Annotated in this window: 17 protein-coding genes; 12 read left to right on the top strand and 5 right to left on the bottom strand. The window is 72.8% G+C overall.

From position 1 onward, the window contains the following. Window positions 1–13: 13 nt before the first annotated feature. On the bottom strand, window positions 14–703 hold the full coding sequence (ftsE, locus tag ACFWMZ_RS11110) for a cell division ATP-binding protein FtsE (protein WP_003950489.1): 690 nt from the start codon (window positions 701–703) through the stop codon (window positions 14–16). 302 nt (window positions 704–1005) lie between these two features. Between ftsE and ACFWMZ_RS11105 the strand changes: the two genes are divergently transcribed. Then, complete coding sequence (locus ACFWMZ_RS11105) at window positions 1006–1197, top strand: hypothetical protein (RefSeq protein ID WP_383173526.1); 192 nt, start codon at window positions 1006–1008, stop codon at window positions 1195–1197. Window positions 1198–1357: 160 nt separating this feature from the next. On the opposite strand, the gene ACFWMZ_RS11100 is transcribed toward ACFWMZ_RS11105, so the two are convergent. The 4 genes from ACFWMZ_RS11100 to ACFWMZ_RS11085 all read right to left on the bottom strand — a co-directional run bounded on the left by ACFWMZ_RS11100 (window position 1358) and on the right by ACFWMZ_RS11085 (window position 7283). Further along, window positions 1358–2059 (bottom strand): hypothetical protein, encoded by a 702-nt coding sequence (locus tag ACFWMZ_RS11100; RefSeq protein WP_383200875.1) that lies wholly within the window; start codon window positions 2057–2059, stop codon window positions 1358–1360. A gap of 323 nt (window positions 2060–2382) precedes the next feature. Further along, the gene (prfB, locus tag ACFWMZ_RS11095; RefSeq protein WP_383173532.1) at window positions 2383–3498 is read right to left on the bottom strand and encodes a peptide chain release factor 2; all 1116 of its coding nucleotides are present in this window, start codon (window positions 3496–3498) and stop codon (window positions 2383–2385) included. Window positions 3499–3988: 490 nt separating this feature from the next. Then, window positions 3989–5254 (bottom strand): serine/threonine-protein kinase, encoded by a 1266-nt coding sequence (locus ACFWMZ_RS11090; protein ID WP_383200872.1) that lies wholly within the window; start codon window positions 5252–5254, stop codon window positions 3989–3991. A gap of 364 nt (window positions 5255–5618) precedes the next feature. Continuing rightward, window positions 5619–7283 (bottom strand): serine/threonine-protein kinase, encoded by a 1665-nt coding sequence (locus tag ACFWMZ_RS11085; protein ID WP_383200869.1) that lies wholly within the window; start codon window positions 7281–7283, stop codon window positions 5619–5621. A gap of 609 nt (window positions 7284–7892) precedes the next feature. On the opposite strand from ACFWMZ_RS11085, the gene ACFWMZ_RS11080 reads away from it, so the two are divergent. The 11 genes from ACFWMZ_RS11080 (at window position 7893) to ACFWMZ_RS11030 (ending at window position 20065) form a co-directional block, all read left to right on the top strand. Then, window positions 7893–8198, top strand: coding sequence for a hypothetical protein (locus tag ACFWMZ_RS11080; RefSeq protein WP_383200866.1), 306 nt, complete (start codon window positions 7893–7895; stop codon window positions 8196–8198). 1 nt (window position 8199) lies between these two features. Further along, a complete protein-coding gene (locus tag ACFWMZ_RS11075) occupies window positions 8200–9462 on the top strand; it encodes a WXG100 family type VII secretion target (RefSeq protein WP_383173543.1) in 1263 nt (420 codons plus the stop codon). A 64-nt stretch (window positions 9463–9526) separates the two neighbouring features. After that, window positions 9527–10453, top strand: a complete 927-nt coding sequence (locus ACFWMZ_RS11070; RefSeq protein WP_383173546.1) for a hypothetical protein — start codon at window positions 9527–9529, stop codon at window positions 10451–10453. A 163-nt stretch (window positions 10454–10616) separates the two neighbouring features. Further along, window positions 10617–10802, top strand: a complete 186-nt coding sequence (locus ACFWMZ_RS11065) for a hypothetical protein (protein WP_383173549.1) — start codon at window positions 10617–10619, stop codon at window positions 10800–10802. 38 nt (window positions 10803–10840) lie between these two features. Beyond that, the gene (locus tag ACFWMZ_RS11060; RefSeq protein ID WP_383173552.1) at window positions 10841–11566 is read left to right on the top strand and encodes a hypothetical protein; all 726 of its coding nucleotides are present in this window, start codon (window positions 10841–10843) and stop codon (window positions 11564–11566) included. A 290-nt stretch (window positions 11567–11856) separates the two neighbouring features. Continuing rightward, a complete protein-coding gene (locus tag ACFWMZ_RS11055; protein ID WP_383200863.1) occupies window positions 11857–14829 on the top strand; it encodes an FHA domain-containing protein in 2973 nt (990 codons plus the stop codon). Window positions 14830–14970: 141 nt separating this feature from the next. Then, window positions 14971–15435 carry an anthrone oxygenase family protein gene (locus ACFWMZ_RS11050; RefSeq protein ID WP_383200860.1) on the top strand — a complete coding sequence of 155 codons (465 nt, stop codon included), beginning with the start codon at window positions 14971–14973 and terminating at the stop codon, window positions 15433–15435. 355 nt (window positions 15436–15790) lie between these two features. Continuing rightward, window positions 15791–16045, top strand: a complete 255-nt coding sequence (locus ACFWMZ_RS11045) for a hypothetical protein (protein WP_383200858.1) — start codon at window positions 15791–15793, stop codon at window positions 16043–16045. A 433-nt stretch (window positions 16046–16478) separates the two neighbouring features. Then, window positions 16479–17813 (top strand): ABC transporter substrate-binding protein, encoded by a 1335-nt coding sequence (locus ACFWMZ_RS11040; protein WP_383173564.1) that lies wholly within the window; start codon window positions 16479–16481, stop codon window positions 17811–17813. Between the two features lie 3 nt (window positions 17814–17816). Next, window positions 17817–19145, top strand: coding sequence for a carbohydrate ABC transporter permease (locus ACFWMZ_RS11035; RefSeq protein WP_383173566.1), 1329 nt, complete (start codon window positions 17817–17819; stop codon window positions 19143–19145). Then, window positions 19142–20065, top strand: coding sequence for a carbohydrate ABC transporter permease (locus ACFWMZ_RS11030; protein ID WP_383173569.1), 924 nt, complete (start codon window positions 19142–19144; stop codon window positions 20063–20065). Before ACFWMZ_RS11035 ends, ACFWMZ_RS11030 begins: the two co-directional genes overlap by 4 nt. Window positions 20066–20081 lie beyond the last annotated feature (16 nt).

The following is a 20081-nucleotide window of genomic DNA, read 5'->3' as shown; positions in this document are numbered from 1 at the left end:
GATCTGGGTGGTCTCAGTGCTGGTAGCCGTAGACGCCGCGGGACTGGTCGCGGACGAGGCGGCCCTTCTCCAGCTCGATGACGCGCTTGCGCATCTGGTCCACGATCTGCTGGTCGTGGGTGGCCATCACCACGGTGGTACCGGTCCGGTTGATCCGGTCGAGCAGCTTCATGATGCCGACCGAGGTCTGCGGGTCGAGGTTGCCGGTCGGCTCGTCGGCGATGAGGAGCTTGGGGCGGTTGACGAAGGCGCGGGCGATGGCGACGCGCTGCTGCTCACCGCCGGAGAGCTCGCCGGGCATCCGCTCCTCCTTGCCTCCGAGGCCGACCAGGTCGAGGACCTGCGGGACGGACTTGCGGATCTCGCCACGGGACTTGCCGATGACCTCCTGCGCGAAGGCGACGTTCTCGGCCACCGTCTTGTTGGGCAGCAGCCGGAAGTCCTGGAAGACCGTGCCGAGCTGGCGCCGCATCTGCGGCACCTTCCAGTTGGAGAGCCGGGCGAGGTCCTTGCCGAGCACGTGGACCTGCCCCTGGCTGGTGCGCTCCTCGCGCAGGATCAGCCTGAGGAAGGTGGACTTGCCCGAACCGGACGACCCCACGAGGAACACGAACTCACCACGTTCGACCTCCAGGGAGACATCCCTGAGTGCGGGGCGGTTCTGCTTGGGGTAGGCCTTGGAGACATTGTCGAATCGGATCACGAAAGCACCACGTGTCGCCGGGGGTAGGTGAGCGTGACCCTACGCGAAGCTGATGTGAAGGCGCAGGCGACGGTCCGTGATGCGCGGTTGTTCCCGGCGCCTTCCGGACAATGCGGGTCAACCACGCCCTTCGCGCGCCCGCGCGAGGCACTCCGGGACGCCGCCGGGCCGCGCCCCGGCGGCCGGAAGCTGGCACAGTGGTGAGAGGCCCGGGGAACGTGTACGGCGCCGTCGGCGTTGACGCCGGTGGGGCCAGGTCCGACCGGTGCGTGGTCCCGCCCGGGTGCGGGAGAGGAGAGCGGATGACCTACGACAGGCTGGTGTGCGCCAACTGCGCCTCGCCGGTCAGCGAGGGCCGCTGCCGCGTGTGCCGGGCGCATCGCGAGCGGATGCGGCAGGAGGGCCCCTTCGGTGGCCTGAGCCCGGCGGTGCTGGCGGCCCTGGCCGTGGTGCTGCTGCTGGCGGTCGCCCTGCTGGCGGCCCAGGCGGTCTGAGCCCGCCTTCTCACGCGGGAGTGCACCCGAACGCCCGAGGGGCCGGTCCCGGACGCCGGCTGCGTCCGCGACCGGCCCCTCGGCCTGGTGCGTGTCCTACGTGTCCTACGTGTCCTACGTGTGGCTCACCCGGCGTACCGGGTCACCGCTGAGCCGTGGCTCAGGCGGCGGCGCCACCGTCACGGCCGCCCACGAGGCGGGGCAGCAGCCGGAAGCCGATGCCGCCCGCGATCATGGTGGCCGCGCCGATCAGCAGGAACGTGGTCTCGGCGGCGCCGGTCTCCGCCAGCTCCTCCTTGGCCTTGCCCTGCGCGACGGGCTGCTGCCCGGCGCTGTCGGGACCCGTGTTGACGTCGTCACCGGTGCCGCCGTTGGGGTCGGTGCCGTTGCCGTCACCCGGGAGGGTGGGGTCCGTGCTCGGGTCCTCGGACGGGTCCGGGGTGCCGGGCTCGGTCGGGTCCGGCGTACCGGGGTCCGTCGGGTCCGGGGAGCCCGGGTCCGTGGGCTCCGGGTCGGTCGGCTCGGGGTCCGTCGGCTCCGGGTCGGTCGGCTCGGGGTCCGTGGGCTCCGGGTCGGTCGGCTCGGGGTCCGTGGGCTCCGGGTCGGTCGGCTCGGGGTCCGTCGGCTCCGGGTCGGTCGGGATCTCGGTGGGCTCGGTCTCCGACGGGTCGGGCTCCGGGGCCTCGGCCTGGAGGCCGAGCTCCAGACCCTGCTCGTCCGCCTGCACCGACGCACCGAGGCCGCCGGCCTCCACATCCACACTGAGGGCCTGAGCGGCCCCCGCGGCGGTCAGCGAGGCACCTGCGGCGATCACGGCACCGGCCGCGATCCGTGCCACGCGAATCCGCGTCTTCTTGGTCATCTGCCTGCTACCCCCTGTAGCTCATTCATCAAGGAAGCAGCGCCAGGGGCAGGCGGACACCGGGGGCTCATGAGATCCCGCCCCCCGTTTCGCTCACACATGCCCCAGTGAAACGCATGCCGCGCGTCAGCCTTGCCAGTTTCCCGGGGAGCGTCAAGGCCGTTGCGTGCGCGATGTCAGGTATGCGACGACTTGGCGGCGTGATGGTGTTGTGACTGTGACGAAAAAGGCAACTGCCACCTCTTGGGCGGCAGTTGCCTTGTCGATAAAGAGCACCGTGCGAGCGGGCGCGGGAAGTGCCGGACGGGCCCGTCCGTACGCGCCTACTCCCCCTGCTGTTCGCGCTGCTTGCGCCAGCGAATTCCGGCCTCCAGGAAGCCGTCGATCTCGCCGTTGAAGACCGCCTCCGGGTTACCCATCTCCTGCTCCGTCCGCAGGTCCTTGACCATCTGGTACGGGTGGAGGACGTAGCTGCGCATCTGGTTGCCCCAGGAGTTGCCGCCGTCGCCCTTGAGGGCGTCCATCTTGGCCTGCTCCTCCTGGCGGCGCCGCTCCAGCAGCTTGGCCTGGAGGACGTTCATCGCCGAGGCCTTGTTCTGGATCTGCGAGCGCTCGTTCTGACAGGAGACGACGATGCCGGTCGGCAGGTGGGTCAGGCGGACCGCCGAGTCGGTGGTGTTGACGCCCTGGCCGCCGGGGCCCGAGGAGCGGTACACGTCGACCCGCAGCTCGGACTCGTCGATCTCGATGTGGTCGGTCTGCTCGACCACCGGGAGCACCTCGACACCGGCGAAGGAGGTCTGGCGACGACCCTGGTTGTCGAAGGGGGAGATGCGCACCAGACGGTGCGTGCCCTGCTCGACCGAGAGCGTGCCGTAGGCGTACGGCGCCTGGACGGCGAAGGTGGTCGACTTGATGCCGGCCTCTTCGGCGTACGAGGTCTCGTACACCTCGGTCTTGTAGCCGCGCTGCTCGGCCCAGCGCAGGTACATCCGCTGGAGCTTCTCCGCGAAGTCGGCCGCGTCGACGCCGCCGGCCTCGGCCCGGATGTTCACCAGGGCCTCGCGGGCGTCGTACTCGCCGGAGAGCAGGGTGCGGACCTCCATCTCGTCCAGCGCCTTGCGGACCGCCGTCAGCTCGCTCTCCGCCTCCGCCCGGGTGTCGGCGTCGTCCTCCGCCTCGGCCAGCTCGAAGAGGACCGCGAGGTCGTCCAGGCGGGACCGCAGGGCCTCGGTCTTGCGGACCTCGGCCTGGAGGTGGGAAAGCTTGCTCGTGATCTTCTGTGCCGCATCAGGGTCGTCCCAGAGGGACGGGGCCGCTGCCTGCTCCTCCAGCACGGTGATTTCTGCCCTCAGCCTGTCGAGGTCGAGGACGGCCTCGATCGACTCCATGGTGGAGGAGAGGGACTTCAGCTCTTCGGATACATCGACGACTGCCACGCATCCAGCGTAACGGCTGAGCCGCAGTGCCCCGGCGGGCGGCTTGGCCCGGCGGGCGGCGGGGGTGCCCTGCGGGCGGCTGGGGAGTGCCTGGGCAGGGCTTGGGCTCTCCCCTGCGGGCGGCTTGGGGTGCGGCTTGTCACAGGGTGTCCTCAAGCGCCGGACGGGCTGAGGGGTGGCTCTGCGGGTCGCGCAGGGGTGACGCGTGGTGGCCCTCTGCGTCACAGATGTCCTCAAACGCCGGACGGGCTGGATTTCAGCCTGGCCGGCGCTGGGGGGACACTCAGCCGGTCCGGAGCCTCGGGGCACTCCAGCCGGAAGCCCATGTGAGGCCCATCCAGCCCGTCCGGCGCTTGAGGACACTCAGCCCGTCCGGCGCTTGAGGACACTCAGCCCGTCCGGCGCCTGAGGACATCCGTGACGGTGGGCGTCGCGGCTAGGCCCACCCCGGCGAACCCAAGCCCGTCCGGTGCTTGAGGACCGCTGGGGGTCAGGGCCCCACGCCCGGGCCGTGCTGGGTGGGGGCTGTGGGGGGCGGCGGGTCGGACGGGGTGGCGGCGGCGTAGGCCGCGATGGCGAGGGCGACCGTGGCCGTGGCCGCGGCGAGCGTGAGGCGCAGGCGGTGGCGCCGCTGCTCGGCCCGGTGGCGCGCGGAGCCGGGGCGCGGGGCGCCGGTGGCCCGCGGGGCACGGGCGGTGCCGCGGGCGCCCCCGGCCAGCTCGTCCGGCGCCGGGACGCGCATGCTGGTGTGGGTGTCCCGGTTGGCCCCGTCCCGGACGGGAGCCCCGGGCACGAGCGAGACGGCCGCCCGCCGCGGAGCCTCCCCCGCGGGCGCGGCGGGCTCGTCGGGCACGGCGGACGGCTCGGCCTCCTCGGCCTCGGGCTCGTCCACCTCCAGCGGAGCGATCCCCGCGAGCCCCGGCAACTGCTCCCGCAGCCGCGACGCCAGCTCGGCGGCGCGCAGCCGCGAGGCGGGCGCCTTGGCCAGGCACTGGACGAGCAGCTGCCACAGCTCCTCGGGGATGCCGGGGAGAGGCACGACGGTCTCGGTGACGTGCCGCCGCAGCACCGCCCCCGGGTGCCCCCCGCCGAACGGCGTGAACCCCGCCAGCAGCTCGTACAGAACGGTGGCGAGCGCGTAGATGTCGACGGCCGCCCGCGGCGGCAGCCCCTCCACGATCTCCGGCGCCAGGTAGTCGGGCGTCCCGATGATCTTTGTCGCGGGCGCCCGCCCGGCGGCCCGGTCCGGGGTGCGGCGCGGGGTGTCGATGAGCTTGGCGACGCCGAAGTCGGTCAGCAGCGCCGGGTGGGCGCCTCCGGGCCCGAGCGCCCCCTCCATGTCCAGGAGGACGTTCTCGGGCTTCACGTCGCGGTGGATGATCCCGGCGGCGTGCGCGGCGGCCAGCCCGTCGGCGATGTCGGCGGTGATCGCGACGGCCGCCTCGGGAGCGAGCCGGCGCTCCCGGTTGAGCCGGGTGCGCAGGTCGCTCCCGCGGACCAGGTCCATGACGAGGGCGAGGTCGTTGCCGTCCACGACGAGGTCGCGCACGGCGACCACGTGCGGGTGGTCGAGGCCGAGCAGTGCGGTCCGCTCCTGGACGAAGCGGCCGACCAGTTCCTGGTCGGCGGCGAGGTCGTCGCGGAGGATCTTCACAGCGACGGGCCCCTCGGGCCCCTCGCCGAGCCACACCGTTCCGGCGCTGCCCCGGCCCAGGATCTGGTGGGCGGTGTACCGGCTGCCGATCTTCCGTGCCAAGACTGCTCCGACGTGTCGGGCCCCGGGGGTGCGCCGCGGGGGCTGAGGGGGGTGTGGGCACCGCTGGGCGGGGGCGGCCCGCGGTGAGGCCCGCCCGGCGTACGTCCGCGTCGCCCGCCCGGTCAAAATACGCGCCGACGGCGCGCCCCCGTGGCCGGGTCGCCCCGGCGGGCGTTCCCGGGGACGGGTTTTGCCCGGTTTCCCGTGGGTTCCGGTCCGAAATTGACCAGGCCATATATCGACTTGTCTGCACACCAGGCGAGCCGGCGAGGCGGAGCGGAACCAGCCGGTCCCGGGACGGGCCGAGCCGGGCCGCACGCGTACGACACGACGCGAGACGGCCCGGCTCGGGACGGGCGGGGGGCTAGTTGAAGCTGGAGACCCAGTCGACGACCGACTCCACCCAACTGGTGATCTGGTCCCAGTAGCCCTTGCCGGTGCCGATCCAGTCCTGGAGCGGGGTCAGCTCCCAGATCAGCCAGCCGGCGACGAAGAGGATCACCAGCGTGAAGAGGCAGCCCTTGAGGCAGCCGAGGCCGGGGATCCGCATCGGGTTGGCGCTGCGGCGGCGCGGCTCGCGGGGCTCGCGCGGGGGCCGCTCGGCGCGCGGCGGCGGCTGCGGCTCGTACCGCTGCGGCTGCGGCTGGGGCGGCGGAGGGGGCGCGTACCGCTGCTGCTGGGGCTGGGGCGGCGGAGGGGGCGCGTACTGCTGCTGGTTCGGGTACGGCTGGGGCGGCGGGGCCTGCTGGTGCCGGTTGTCGTAGCCCCCCTGGGGCTGGCTCTGGCCGGGGGCCGGGGGTGCGGGGCGGCGCTGGGGGCGGCGGCGCAGCGGGTCCTCGCCCGGGTCGAGGTACTGGACCTGGGTCTGCTCGTTGCGGTCGCGGGCGGCGCGGAGCTGGTTCTGCCAGGGGTGCGGGTCGTCCGGGTTCTGCCCGGGCGGCACCGGCGGCATCATCGCCGTCGGGTCGGTGTCGCCGCCGCCACCCGCGCCGGGGCCGGTGTTCGGCAGGACGCTGGTGGCGGCGGCCGGGTCGTAGGAACCGGGGGCGCCGGTGGTGGGCAGGACGGTGGTGGCGGCGTTCGGGTCGCCGCCCGCCTCCTGCGGGACGGGGGCCGGGGCCGGGTCGGGGGCGAGCAGCGCGCCCACGCCCTCGGCGGCGGCGATCTGCGCGCTGGAGGCGTGCACGCCGACGCCCTGGGCGACGGTGCGCAGGGCGCGGGCGAGGTTCTCGGCGCTGGGCCGCTCGTCCGGATTCTTGCGCAGGCAGCGCTCGACCACGGTCCACAGGGGCTCGGGGATGTTGCCGGGCCGCGCCGGCTCCTCCTCCAGGTGGCGGTGGAGGACTTCCAGGGCGGTGCCGCCGGCGAACGGCGGGCGCCCGGTGAGCAGCTCGTAGAGGAGGATGCCCGCGCCGTAGACGTCGACGGCGGAGGTCTGCGGGCGGCCCTCGGCGGACTCGGGCGCGACGTACGCCGGGGTGCCGACGAACTCGTGGGTGCGGGTGAGGCCCGGCGAGTCGGCGAGGCGGGCGATGCCGAAGTCGGTGAGGAGCGGGTGGAGCTCGCCGCCGGACTCGCGGAGCAGCACGTTGGCCGGCTTGAGGTCGCGGTGGACGACGCCGTCGGCGTGGCTGGCGGCGAGCGCGTCGGCGACCTGCGCGGTGAGCAGGCCGGCGGCGACCGGGGAGAGCGGTCCGTTCTCCCGCAGGTAGCGATGGAGGTCGGGGCCCTCGACCAGGTCCATGACGAGGGCGAGCAGGTCGCCCTCCACGACGAGGTCGCGGACCCGGACGATGTTGGGGTGGGTGAGGCGGAGCAGGACCGAGCGCTCGCGCAGGAAGCGCATCACGATGTCCGGGTCGCTCGCCAGCTCCTCCTTGAGGACCTTGATGGCGACGGTCTCCCCGGGGCTGCCGGTGACGGCCGCCTCCGCTCCGGCGGGCACGGTCTGACGGGCCCGCCAGACGGTGCCGGTGGCGCCGCGCCCGAGCGGCTCCTCCAGGAGGTACTTGCTGCCTACCGGCCGCACGTCATGCGCTCCCTGCTGATCAGGTGGGTCCGGCGCCCGCCCGGGGGCGCCGTTCCTGGTCGGTGTGGTGTCTTCGGTCGGATGCTCTGGTGCCGGGTACGGGGACCCGCTGGGGGTCCGTACCCGCCCGGCGGCGTACTCAGCCCACCGGACCGGGCCCGGTCGCCCGGGTGACCGCCGGCGGCCCGGCGCCCGCTCGGAAACGGGCTCGTACGGACTTCTTCCGGTCACCGGCGAAGCAAACCGTTCCCGGATGTTCCGGCCCACTGTAGTGCCGTCCCGGTGGGGCCGTCCGGGTCGAGGCGTACGGGCTCCCACCGATGGCCACGCGTGCGGGCGGGGCCGCGGTTCCCGGGAGGCGGCCCGTACCGCCCGGCGACGGAGCGGACTTCAGGTCGACGTACATCAGCCACGCGGCGACAGCCTCGGCCGGTTTGCCCCCGTTCGAGGTCGTTTCACCCAAGGGTAAACGTGGCGGTCCTGAGGTGATCCAGCCAGCGGGCGCCTTCCGGAGCGATCCCTCTCACATCGCCGCCCTATCGTTGATCACTCGAAGATCCGAAACCGGAAGGCCGGTGGCGGGAACAAGGGGAGAGGGCCGATCCGCGCATGAGTGACCTGAGCATCGACGGCACGGTGTTCGAGGGGTTGAGAAAGACCTTCACGTCGGTCGCGGACCGCATGGACGCCGCCCGGCGGGCGCTGCGCAACGCCGACGGGTCGGTGGTCGGCGCGGGGAAGCTGGTGGAGGAGGTCCACGACTTCGCCGACGACTGGGGCCACGGCGTCAAGCAGCTCGGCAAGCACACCCAGGGCGCCGTGAAGGTCATCGACCGGATCGACCGGGAGTTCACCAAACTCGACCAGGAGCTGGCCAAGGCCCTCGCCTCCCCGGGCAAGAAGAAGGAGCGCTGACGTGCCCGGCAAGCGCCCCGCCTTCCCCCACATCGGCTGGGACCCCACCCCCGGCGACGTCGAGGACACCCGCGACCTGGCCAAGACCCTCGGCGGCCTCGCCGGTGACCTGGGCACGGCCGTACGCGACCTGGAACGCGTCGACGCCGGCGCCTGGAAGGGCAAGGCCGCCAACGCCTTCGTCGAGTACGTCGGCGAGGACGTCACCCCGCTGATCCGCCAGAGCCACCAGTCCTTCGGCAAGGCATCCCGGGCGCTGCACCGCTGGTCCCGCGAACTCCAGGACTTCCAGGACGAGGCCGACCGCCTGGAGGTCAAGGCCGGGGAGAAGCTGGCGGCGAAGGAGAAGGCCGAGGAGGCCGCCGAGGGCAAGGGGAGCAAGGAACTCGGCGACGCCTCGGGCGAGGTCGACGAGATCACCCGCAAGGTCCGCGACCTCCAGGACCGCTACGAACGGGCCGCCGCCGAGATCACCAAGGAACTCGACAAGGCCGGCGACATCGCCCCCGACGAGCCCGGCTTCTGGGACAAACTCACCAAGGGCGTCAAGGACGCCTGGGACGCCACCACGGACTGGGTCAGGGAACACGCGGACCTGATCAAACTGATCGGCGACCTCCTGAGCGACCTGACCGCCCTCCTCGGCTTCCTCGCCATCGCCACTCTCCCCTTCCCACCCCTGACCGCCATCTTCGGCACAGCCGCCCTCCTCACCACCGGCCTCGCCCTGGCCGCCCACGGCGTCGCCAAAGCAGGCGGCGCCGACGTGAGCTGGGCCCAGCTCGGCCTGGACGCGGTGGGGCTGATGCCGGGGATCGGGATGTTCAGCAAGGGGATCAAGGTGGTGGGGAAGCCTGCGGCGGCGTCACTTGCGGGAAAGCTGGGGAATGGGTTCAGCCCTACCAGGCTCGCCCAGGCGCGAGTCCTGAAGGCGTTCGGACAGGATTCCGTAGGCATCACCGGCGGGATCGGCAAACAAGGAATCGTCAAGATCGGTGGCAAGTCGACGAACGTCTTCGAGGTCTCCCACTCCAGCGGACTGGCCTCGAGGATGGGTGGGGTCGCAGAGGTGTACCACCAAGGTCAATTGATCGGCAGCAAGACACTCAATCTCCTGCCCGGCGTCAACATCAATCCCGCAGGGGCAGGCATCGCGTTGGACGGAGGATTGAAACTCCTACCAAAGGTCACAGAGATGCCCCAGCACGTCGGCCAGGCGATCTCCCTGGGTGACCAGTTCGAGCAGTCGTCCAAGACCGGCTGAGAGCGAGACGAGTGATGACGACGCGCGCCGTCACCCAAAACCTGGTCGATCAGATGAAAGGTGAATGCTGAACATGCCGGTCTGGCAGCCCGACGAGGGCGAAACCCTGCTGTTCCGGGCGCAGGTCGGGTTCGCCACCGGCGAGGCCATTCGGGTTCGCGGGATGCGGTGGTTCCGGGACACCGAACGGCGCGACATCCAGGATGACCTGCCGGGCTGGCCTGTCGGCCCCTCGTACGAGGTCAGAACACTCCGGTCCGCTATCGGCAGGCAAGCCCCCAAGGTCATCCTGATGGTGGCAGGCCTCGCCGTGCTGTTCGCCATCCAGGCGGCGGGAGCAAACGTCACTGGTGTCGGCGGCTCAGGAGGGAGCAACGGAGCCGACAAACCCCAGGAGCGGTCGGACGAGGTGGAGGACTTCCCCGTGATGTGGGCAGCACCGGGGACGATCGCACGCACCCTTCCCTGGCAACTGGACCCTGGCCGGTCGAAGAGAAAGCGCTACAAGACGCATCTGATCGTCACCGATCGCCGCCTTCTCATCGTGGGCCTCCCGTTTCACAGGAAGGACCTCGAAGCGGTCGACGACGAGGTGCTGTGGGAACTGCCACGCGACATGGTCGCGTCGGTGGAACCGAGGGATTACCGAACGGGCCGAGACGTCAAGGTCCTTTTCATCGACGGCTCCTGGGTACGTTGGGAATCCTTCACCCGCAAGCGTTTGCTGCGATATGCGGACAACTCGCGGAAGATGATCCCCCTTGACTCCCTGCCAGAGCAACACCGGCGGAGCGTAGAGGAATTCATGGCGGATCAGCCACCCGAATCGGGCCCTCCGATCGTCACCCGCAACGCCTGCGGCTGCTACGACGTGCAGGTGGTGTCCCCCACTCTCGTCAGCTCCTTCTTCGGTTCCCGGCAGTGGGACACCACATTAGCGCCAGGAGGCGAGGAGCAGCAGGACCTTCATCCCGACGACTTCGAAAGCTGAGGCAGATGGCTGGGGAAGCTGTCGCCTCTGTCCACGCGCGAGACGCCGACGGAAAGAAACCACTGGGGATGGCGATCTGCCAGCCCGACATGGTCACGGCTCCCCGGCCCTGGTGGCACCGGGCTTGCTGTCACCTGTGCGTCAGCGCAGGGGCGAGGAGTTCATGGCCTATCAGCCGGCGGATGCCGGCCCGCCGATCACTACTCGGAGCACCTGCGGCTGCCTCCAGGTCTCCGTCTGCTCCCCCACCGAGGACGACGGATTCTTCGGCTCACGTACTCGGGACTTCCTCATGAACGCCCAAGGTGGGGAGCAAGAGACCCCTCACCGCGACGGCTACGAGGAATGAATCCGCCAATCCCCCTCCCGGTCCGAGAAAGGCCCCTCATGCTCCCCACACCCCCGCCCCCGCCCTCCTCCGACCCCCCACCCTTCTGGTTCGTAGCCCCCGACGGCTTCTACGCCCTCCCCCTCGCCGACACGGCCGAGGAGCGGGCGGCGGCGGCCGAGAGGTTTGTGCGGGGGCTCTACGTGGACGGGGACGAGAGCGTCTGGGTGCCGGCGGCGCCGTACTACGCGGGCCTGGGTGAGTTGATGGGGGCGCAGGGGATCTCGTACGCGGCGGTGGGGCTGTACGCGACCGGGGAGGAGGGGGCCGGGCGGGGTGTGGCGCAGGCTGTGTTCACCTCGGCGGTCGTGCCGACCGATCAGTCGCCGGGTGACACGGAGACCGTGGCGCAAGGGGTGCTGGCGGTGCTGCGGAGTGATCCGCATAACGATGTGCGCTGGGTGGAGCTTTCCTGTGGTCCCGCCGTCTCGTGTGTGACGCTCACCGAGTACACGCTGGCCCCGGAGGTGACCGCGACGGGGGAGGCGGAGACGTTGCCGACCGGTCAGATCCAGGTCCACGTCCCGTTCCCGACCGGCCCCTACACGGTGGTGTTCACGCTGTTCACGGCCTTCACGGAGTACTGGCGGGAGTTCAGTGACCTGATGGCCGAGTTGTTGCGTTCCGTCTCCTTCGTGGAGCCGACGCTCGTCGCGCTGGACGGGGAGGACGGGGACGTGGCCTATCTGCCCGGGGAGTCCGGCGTTTCCGGGCCGCTCGGTTGAGGGAGGGGCGGGCGGCGGGCAGGCCCGGCGTGCGCCCCGTACGCGCTTGTGCGCCCTCGTGCGCCTCGCGATCGGGGCGGGGCATAGGCGGGGCGGCCCGGTGGTGGCCCCCGTCGGGACTTTTCCGAGCAGAGACGGCCAATCAAGATCACTTACTGTTGGGCGGGGCGCGCGTTGTCACCGGCAAGTGACAGGATGCCTTCGATGTACTGGCCGACGGGCCGGTGCGCGGCGGGTGTTCGCTGTCGGAGTGCCCCGCCGTCCCGGCGCAGAAGGGACCGCTGACCGCGATGCAGATCCGGCTGACCGTCCTCGGGCCGCCCGGCGGCCCAGCCGCCCCGCACGGCTGCGACGTGCTGGTCACCGCTCCCCCGGGCACACCGCTCGCGGCGGTCTCCGGTGCCCTGGCGCAGACCGCGCAGGCGGGTGAGGGGCCCGTGGTGCTGTACGCGGGCGGGGACCGGCTCGACACCCAGCGTTCCCTGCTCGGCGACCCGCCGCTGATCGACGGTGCCGTCCTCTCCCTGCACGGCCCGGGCCCCGCCCCCGTCCCGCCGGACGCCAGCACCCGGCTGCACGTCGTCTCCGGGCCGGACGCGGGCGGCGTCCACCTGCTGCACGGCGGCCGCGCCGGGGTCGGCCGGGCCGAGGACGCCGACATCGCGCTGGACGACCCGGACGTCTCCCGAGCCCACTGCGCCGTCGCCGTCGGCCGGGACGGCCGGGTGCACGTCGTCGACCTCGACTCGACCAACGGCACCACGGTGGACGGCGAGCCGGTCGGCCGCGAGCCCGTCCCGCTGGCCCCCGGCGCCCTGCTGCGGATCGGCGAGTCGGGGCTGCGCCTCGCCGACGAGCCGCCGCCGGCGGTGCCCGCCACCGCCGACGGCGAGGGCCGCGTCCGCGTGCCCACCCCCGACGCCGGGCCCGCCATCCCCTTCGCCCCCGGTGACGCGGGGCAGCCCTGCGCACCGGTGCCCGCGCAGGCCGCGGGCCCGGACCAGGAGGCGTACGAGGCGGAGGCGGCCCCCCGCCGCCGGGGCGGCCTCGGCGCCTGGGCGCGCCGCTTCTCCGCGCCCCGCACCACCGGCGCGGCCACGCCCGAACCCGCGGCGCCCGCGGCCCCCGCGCCGCGGCTCCCCGACGCCTGGCCGGATCCGGCGGCGCTGCTGCTGACCGCGCTCGGACCGGGTCCCCGGCTCTGGGAGCGGGCGCAGGGCCACCCCGAGACGCTCACCGTCCGCCTCGGTACCGCCGACCGCTCCGCCGGTCCCGGCGCGGGCCCGCTCCAGGCGGTGCCGGTCACCGTCAGCCTCCTGGAGGCCGGTTCGCTGGGCCTCGCCGGGCCCCGGTCCCGGCTGACCGGGCTGGCCCGCGCGGTCCTCGCCCAGCTCACCGCGTTGCACGCGCCCGACCGGCTCGACCTGGTCCTGATCTCCGCCGACCGGAACCGGCCGGTGGCCGAGCGGACCGCCGAGTGGTCCTGGCTCGGCTGGCTGCCCCATGTGCGCCCGGCGCGGGGCCAGGACTGCCGCCTGCTGCTGGCCCACGACCGCGAACAGGCCGCCGCCCGTACCGGCGAGCTGCTGCGCCGCCTGGACGACACCCTCCACGAGCAGGCCGCGCGCCGGGCCGCGGGCGGCGTGGTGGACGAGACGGGGAGTGGTCCGTACACCGTGGTGGTGCTCGACGGGGACCCCGGTTCGGCCGAGCTGCGGGAGGCGGCCGAGCGGCTCGCCGCGCAGGGGGCGGCGGCCGGTATCCACGTGCTGTGCCTCGCCGAGACGCCGCCCGCCTCGCCGACCTCGCCGCTGGCCGCCACCTTCGAGGCCGCTGCCGGGCAGAATCCGGCCTTCCGTTCGTGCGGGGCCGCCGCGCTGCTCACCGGTGACGTCGCCACCTCGTTGCGGCTGCTGCGGGTCGCCGGGGGCAGCCCGGCCGGACAGGGGGTGCCCGCCACCGTCGACGCGGTCTCCCCCGCCTGGGCCGAGCGGTTCGCCCGCGCTCTGGCCCCGCTGCGCCCCGACACCCCGTCCGCCGAGCCGCACGCCAGGGTCGCCGCGCCGCTGCCCCGCACCGCCCGTCTCCTGGACGAACTGGGCCTGGCCCGCGCCACCCCGGCCTCGCTGCTGGCCCGCTGGGCGGCCGCCGCCGACCAGCCCGATCCGCCGCTGGGCCCGCCCGGGTGCGTCCAGGCGGTGCTGGGGGCGGGACGGCACGGGCCCGTCACCGTCGACCTGGCCGCCGATCACGGGGCCCACCTGCTGATCGAGGGCCCGCCGGGCAGCGGGCGTACGGAACTGCTGCGCGCGCTCGCCGCCTCACTCTGCGCGGCCGAGCGGCCCGAGCGGCTGGGGCTGATCCTGCTCGACGGGGGCGACACCGGGGGGCCGGGCAGCGGTGAGGGGCTGCGCTCCTGTACGGAGCTGCCGCACGTCACCGCGCGTCTCGGCGCCCACGACCCGGTGGTCATGCGGGAGTTCGCGCAGACCCTGGCCGGGGAGCTGAAGCGCCGGGCCGAACTGCTCACGCCGGCCGGCGCGCCCCCGCCGTCGGTGCCCGCGCCGCGTTCCGCCCGTACGACCGCGATAGCCAGGGACGGTGCCGCGGCCCGGCCCGGCACCGTCTCCCACCAGGCGCTCACCGGGGAGACCCGGACCGTGTCCGCGAGCGTTCCCGTCCAGCAGCACGGGGAGGTGGAGGCGCCGCCGAGCCGTACGCTGCGGCTGCGCTCGGCGCCCGGCGGCGCGGCCGAGCAGGGGGACGCCGAGCCGACGCCGCGGCTCGTCGTGCTCGTGGACGACCTCGACGCGCTTCTGTCGCCGGCGCTCGGGTCGCCGGGGAGGCCTTCGGCCGGGTCGGTGGTGCGAGCTCTGGAGGCGGTCGCGCGGGACGGCGAGCGGCTCGGGGTCCACCTGATCGCCACCACCGCCTCGACGGAGCGCGCGGCCACGACCGAGTTGGCCCGTCGCACCCTGTTGCGCGTAGCCCTGGACGCCCCGCTCTGCGGGCCCGAGGACCCGGCCCCGGGGCGCGGGACGCTGGCCGGCCCCGACACCGACGTGCCCGTCCCCTTCCAGGCCGGCCGGGTCAGCGGGCGCATTCCCCGTACGGCCACCCTCCGGCCCACCGTGGTCCCCCTCGACTGGGCCCGCGCCGGGGACCCGCCCACGCGGCGGCCGGTGCGCGAACTGGGGAACGGGCCGACCGACCTGGCGTTGCTCGCCAGTGCGCTGGACCGGGCGGCCTCCGGGGGCCGCTGACGGCCCCTCGCGGCTGGTCCGCCCGGGTCCTGGCAGGCCGTGTCGGCCGGTGTGCACCAGGGGTGCGGGTGCGGGATGCGGGGTGCGGGGTTCGGCCGAAACGATCCGGCGCTGTTGCGCCCCGCGTCCATGATGTCGCCCATGGCTACCACGCTCGCGATACTCGCCGTCCTCGCCACCGGCCTCTACGCCGGTTGTTTCCTGGCCTTCCAGTCGGGCGTCATGCCCGCGCTGCGGGAGGCCGACGACGCCCAGTTCACCCAGATCATGCGGAAGGTCAACGAGAAGGTGCCGGGGCCTGTCTTCCTGCTGCTCTTCCTCGGCTCCGTCGGCCTGCCCGCCGCCTCGCTCTGGGTACCGCCGGAGGGGGCGGCCGCCACCGGCAGGGCGCTGACCGTGGCCGCGCTGGTCTGCGCCGTCCTCGGCCACGCGGTGACCGCCGTCGGCAACGTCCCGCTCAACAACGCGCTCGCCGCCGCGGCGGGCCGGGGAGGCGAACGAGCGGCCCGTACCGCCTTCGAGGGCCGGTGGAACGCCCTGCACCGGGTGCGCACCCTGCTGGCCGTGGCGGCCGCGGTGCTGATGGCGGTGGCGGTGGTGGGGTGACGGGGACGACGGGGTGAGCGCCTGGGCGGTGCGGGGACGCACCGGCCCGGCCCTCCGCCGTCGCCCGGCCCGCCCAGCGGACGCAGGCCGCTCCCGGCGCCGGGCGGTGGCCCTTCAAGGGGGCCGGACTAACCAGGTAAACGCAACCCTCAGGCGCGATTCATTGCACAGAATGAGAGATTACCCGCCATCCAATGCTCTGTGTCAAGCACGGGCAAAATGCCTCACGCAATGGATTTCCCGGGATCGCGACGGTCCGGAAAACAGAAGAACGACGCGTCCTTGCCGATGTGTTGCGCCACCCTTGCGCATTCAAACTTCAATTCCCTCCGTATCCAGCCGCGGGTGCTACCTGGTGGTGCTGGCGCTCACCGCGACCGTCGACATCCCGCTCAACAACGAGCTGGCGGCGCTCGGCCCCACCGAGGGGGTGCGGGACTTCTCCCTACTCGCGGAGTTCACCGGCACCTGGGAGACGGCCGACATCGCGCGCACCGTGCTGTGCTGCTCGGGCTCCTCCTCGGCTGCCGGGCGCTCTTCCTCCACGGGCGGTACACGGCGCCGGCCGACCGCACCACCCTGGATATACGGGAGGCGTGAGCGGAATTGACGTTCCGCGCCACGGCGGAATTCTGGAAACGGGCGCGAACCCCGCCACCGGCCGCCCGCTTTACTCGCTCCACCGGAAAAGCGGACAGCGGGATGCCCGAAAAGGAGGAGCCGCAATCCACGGTCTCCGAGAGCGGGCGGCCGCCCGCAATTCGGGGCGGCGGCCGGTGATTCCGCGGGCCCCGCCCCTTCCGGAGCGGGCCGCGCCCTCGCGCGCGCGTGCCTCCGCGGAGACACCCCTTCCAGGGCCGGCGCGGGCCCGTCCGCAGGCACGCCTCGCTGGGGCGGCTGACGTCACGTCACAAGGCGATCACATAAGGGACTTGGCGCTTACGCGCCTCTTGCCGACCCTGGGCCGCCCGCGTAGACCGGACCACACATCGGCGGGCCCCTCGGCGGGCGCGCCGGACGGAACCGACCAGAACGGGGAAGCCATGAGTGGAGCTTCGCGCATCCGCAGGACGGCCGTCCTGGCGGCGGCCGCCGCCCTGACCCTCAGCGCGTGCGGCGGCTCAGGCGGCGACGGCGGCAAGGACGACGAGCCGAAGGCCAAGGGCCCGGACCTGACGGGCCAGAGCGTGAGTGTGGCCGCCGTGTGGAGCGGACCGGAGAAGGACGCGTTCCGCAAGGTCCTCGACGCCTTCGAGGAGGCCACCGGCGCGAAGGTCACGCTGGTCCCCGCGCAGGACCCGATCATCGGCTTCCTGGAGTCGAAGGTGGCGGGCGGCGGCCAGCCCGACGTGGCGATGCTGCCGCAGGTCGGCGCCATCGAGCAGGCGGTGGCCAACGGCTGGGCCGAGCCGCTCGGCAAGGGCACGCAGAAGGCGCTGAAGTCCAACTACAGCAAGGGCTGGGTCGACCTCGGCTCGGTCGACGGCACCCCGTACGGCGTGTACTTCAAGGCCGCCAACAAGTCGCTGGTCTGGTACAACACGGCCGTCTTCGAGAACGCGGGCGTCGAGGAGCCGAAGAGCTGGGACGACTTCCTGAAGGCGGCCCAGACCGTCTTCGACTCGGGCGTCACCCCGGTGTCGGTGGCGGGCGCGGACGGCTGGACGCTCACCGACTGGTTCGAGAACGTCTACCTCTCGCAGGCGGGCCCCGAGAAGTACGACCAGCTGGCCGAGCACGAGATCAAGTGGACCGACCCCTCGGTGACCGAGGCGCTGGAGACACTGGCCGGCCTCTTCGGCAACAAGGACTTCCTCGCCGGCGGCCAGAGCGGCGCGCTCCAGACGGAGTTCCCCGCCTCGGTGACGCAGACCTTCACCGGCGGCGACCAGCCGAAGGCGGGCATGGTCTTCGAGGGCGACTTCGTCTCCATCAACATCGGGCAGACCGACGCCGAGATCGGCACGGACGCCAACGTCTTCCCGTTCCCGGCGGTCGGCGAGGACTCACCCGCCGTGGTGGGCGGTGACGCGGCCGTGGCGCTGAAGGACACCAAGGGCGCGCAGGCGCTGCTGACCTTCCTCGCGGGCCCCGAGAGCGCCGAGATATGGGCGAAGGAGGGCGGGTTCCTCTCGCCCAACAAGGCCGTGGACACCGCCGCGTACCCCAACGACGTGCAGCGGGACATCGCCGAGGCGCTGATCGCGGCCGGGGACGACATCCGCTTCGACATGTCGGACCAGGCGCCGCAGGCGTTCGGCGGCACGCCCGGCAAGGGCGAGTGGAAGGCGCTCCAGGACTTCCTGAAGGACCCGAAGGACGTCGCGGGCACCCAGAAGGCCCTGGAGCGGGCCGCCGCCGCTGCCTACAAGGAGTAGGTGATGGCGGACGGGACGAAGGCCGCACCGGCGGCCGCGCCGCCGGGACCGGGCCGCAGGCGCCGCCGCTGGACCCCCGTGCTCTTCCTGCTCCCGGCGCTGGTGCTGCTGGGTGCGCTGGTGGTGTACCCGATCGGGTACTCGGTGGTCCGCAGCGTGCTGGACAAGGCCGGCGAGTCGTTCGTCGGCGCCGACAACTACGTCACCCTCTTCACCGACGACTCCATCCGCACGGCGCTCACCAACAACCTGATCTGGGTGGTGCTGGCGCCGACCGTCGCCACCGCGCTGGGTCTGGTCTTCGCGGTGCTGACCGAACGGGTCCGCTGGGGCACGGCGTTCAAGCTGGTGGTCTTCATGCCGATGGCGATCTCCATGCTCGCCTCCGGCATCATCTTCCGGCTGGTCTACGAGCAGGACCCGGACCGGGGCGTCGCCAACGCGGCCTGGGTCGCGGTCCACGACACCTTCAACGAGGCGTCCGCCTTCCCGAAGGCGCACCCGGGCCCGAAGTCGCCGCTGGAGGAGAGCGAGGGCGGCGCCTTCACCTCCAAGGAGCCGGCCCGCGCCGGTGAGCCGGTGCTGCTGCCGCTGGTCGGCGTGGCCCCGGACCAGATGCCCGAGGACGCCGCGCCGGCCGCCCGCGCGAAGGCCGACCCGGGGAAGGTCACCGGCACCGCCTGGCAGGACTTCACCCGGGGCGGCGGCGGCACCCCGTCGGTGGTCGACCCGAAGGAGCTGGGCTATCCCGGCATCCGGGTGGAGGCGGTCAAGGACGGCCGGGTCGTCGCCGAGACGCGGGCCGGTCCCGACGGCACGTTCGCGCTGCCCGCCGAGGCCGACGGGGCGCATCTGCGCTTCCCGGCGGACAACTTCCGCGAGGCGTACAACGGCGTGGACTGGCTCGGCCCGTCGCTGGTGACGCTCTCGGTGATCAGCGCGTACGTGTGGATGTGGGCCGGGTTCGCGATGGTGCTGATCGCGGCCGGGCTGGCGGGCGTGCCGAGGGAGCTGCTGGAGGCGGCCCGGATCGACGGGGCCAACGAGTGGCAGGTCTTCCGGCGGATCACGGTGCCGATGCTGGCGCCGGTGCTCGGCGTGGTCCTGGTGACGCTGATGATCAACGTGCTGAAGATCTTCGACCTGATCGTGGTGATCGCGCCGGGCTCCTCCCGGGACGACGCCAACGTGCTGGCGGTCCAGTTGTACGACTCGGCCTTCGGCGACCGGGACCTCGGCGTGGCGAGCGCCATCGCGGTGCTGCTCTTCCTGCTGGTGGTGCCGGTGATGTGGACCAATGTGCGGCGGCTGCGGAAGGAGGCACGGCGATGAGCGCGTCCACGACGGCGGCCCGGCCGGAGCCGGACGAGGCGGCGCCGGCCGGGTCCCCGGGCCCGCGCACGCCCTCGGCCGGGTCGCGGATCGCGTCCCGGCTCAGCGGCGGGCTGGTGCAGTTCCTGCTGGTGGTGGTCGGCCTGTTCTGGCTGATGCCGACGGTGGGGCTGCTGCTCTCCTCACTGCGCTCCCCCGGCGACATCGCGGAGAGCGGCTGGTGGACGGTGTTCACCGCCCCCGCGCAGCTCACCCTGGAGAACTACCAGGGGGTGCTGGAGGACGGCGCGATCACCGGTTCGCTGCTCTCGACGGTGGCGATCACCGTCCCCGCGACGGTGCTGGTCATCGTGATCGGCTCGCTCGCCGGGTACGCCTTCGCCTGGCTGGAGTTCCCCGGTCGCGACTGGTGGTTCGTGCTGGTGGTGGCGCTGCTGGCGGTACCGGTGCAGGTGGCGCTGGTCCCGGTGTCGGAACTCTTCGGCTGGGTCGGGCTGTTCGAGACGACGGCCGGGGTGGTCCTCTTCCACGTGGCGTTCGGGCTGCCGTTCGCGGTCTTCCTGATGCGGAACTTCTTCGCGCAGATCCCGAAGGAGCTGATGGAGGCGGCCCGGCTGGACGGCGCGGGCGAGGTGCGGCTCTTCACCCGGGTGGTGCTGCCGCTGGGCGGCCCGGCCATCGCCTCGCTCGGCATCTTCCAGTTCCTGTGGGTCTGGAACGACATGCTGGTGGCGCTGGTCTTCGCCGACTCGGACAGTCCGCCGGTCACGGTGGCGCTCCAGCAGCAGGTACGCCAGTTCGGCAACAACATCGACATCCTCGCCCCCGGGGCGTTCCTGTCGATGATCATTCCGCTGGCGGTCTTCTTCGCCTTCCAGCGACAGTTCGTCTCCGGCCTGATGTCGGGGGCGGTCAAGTAAGCCCAGGTCAGGTCAG

The organism is Streptomyces sp. NPDC058373 (genome assembly GCF_042723275.1).
Taxonomy (GTDB): Bacteria; Actinomycetota; Actinomycetes; order Streptomycetales; family Streptomycetaceae; genus Streptomyces.
This window is presented reverse-complemented; position numbering and strand designations above follow the sequence as displayed.

What these genes read in the sequence shown, in the direction of transcription:
- ACFWMZ_RS11105 (WP_383173526.1), top strand. Translation starts at nt 1,006, where the DNA reads ATGACCTACGACAGGCTGGTGTGCGCCAACTGCGCCTCGCCGGTCAGC.
- ACFWMZ_RS11040 (WP_383173564.1), top strand. Translation starts at nt 16,479, where the DNA reads ATGAGTGGAGCTTCGCGCATCCGCAGGACGGCCGTCCTGGCGGCGGCC.
- ACFWMZ_RS11060 (WP_383173552.1), top strand. Translation starts at nt 10,841, where the DNA reads ATGCTCCCCACACCCCCGCCCCCGCCCTCCTCCGACCCCCCACCCTTC.
- ACFWMZ_RS11050 (WP_383200860.1), top strand. Translation starts at nt 14,971, where the DNA reads ATGGCTACCACGCTCGCGATACTCGCCGTCCTCGCCACCGGCCTCTAC.
- ACFWMZ_RS11070 (WP_383173546.1), top strand. Translation starts at nt 9,527, where the DNA reads ATGCTGAACATGCCGGTCTGGCAGCCCGACGAGGGCGAAACCCTGCTG.
- ACFWMZ_RS11035 (WP_383173566.1), top strand. Translation starts at nt 17,817, where the DNA reads ATGGCGGACGGGACGAAGGCCGCACCGGCGGCCGCGCCGCCGGGACCG.
- ACFWMZ_RS11030 (WP_383173569.1), top strand. Translation starts at nt 19,142, where the DNA reads ATGAGCGCGTCCACGACGGCGGCCCGGCCGGAGCCGGACGAGGCGGCG.
- ACFWMZ_RS11100 (WP_383200875.1), bottom strand. Translation starts at nt 2,059, where the DNA reads ATGACCAAGAAGACGCGGATTCGCGTGGCACGGATCGCGGCCGGTGCC.
- ACFWMZ_RS11080 (WP_383200866.1), top strand. Translation starts at nt 7,893, where the DNA reads ATGAGTGACCTGAGCATCGACGGCACGGTGTTCGAGGGGTTGAGAAAG.
- ACFWMZ_RS11065 (WP_383173549.1), top strand. Translation starts at nt 10,617, where the DNA reads ATGGCCTATCAGCCGGCGGATGCCGGCCCGCCGATCACTACTCGGAGC.
- ACFWMZ_RS11055 (WP_383200863.1), top strand. Translation starts at nt 11,857, where the DNA reads ATGCAGATCCGGCTGACCGTCCTCGGGCCGCCCGGCGGCCCAGCCGCC.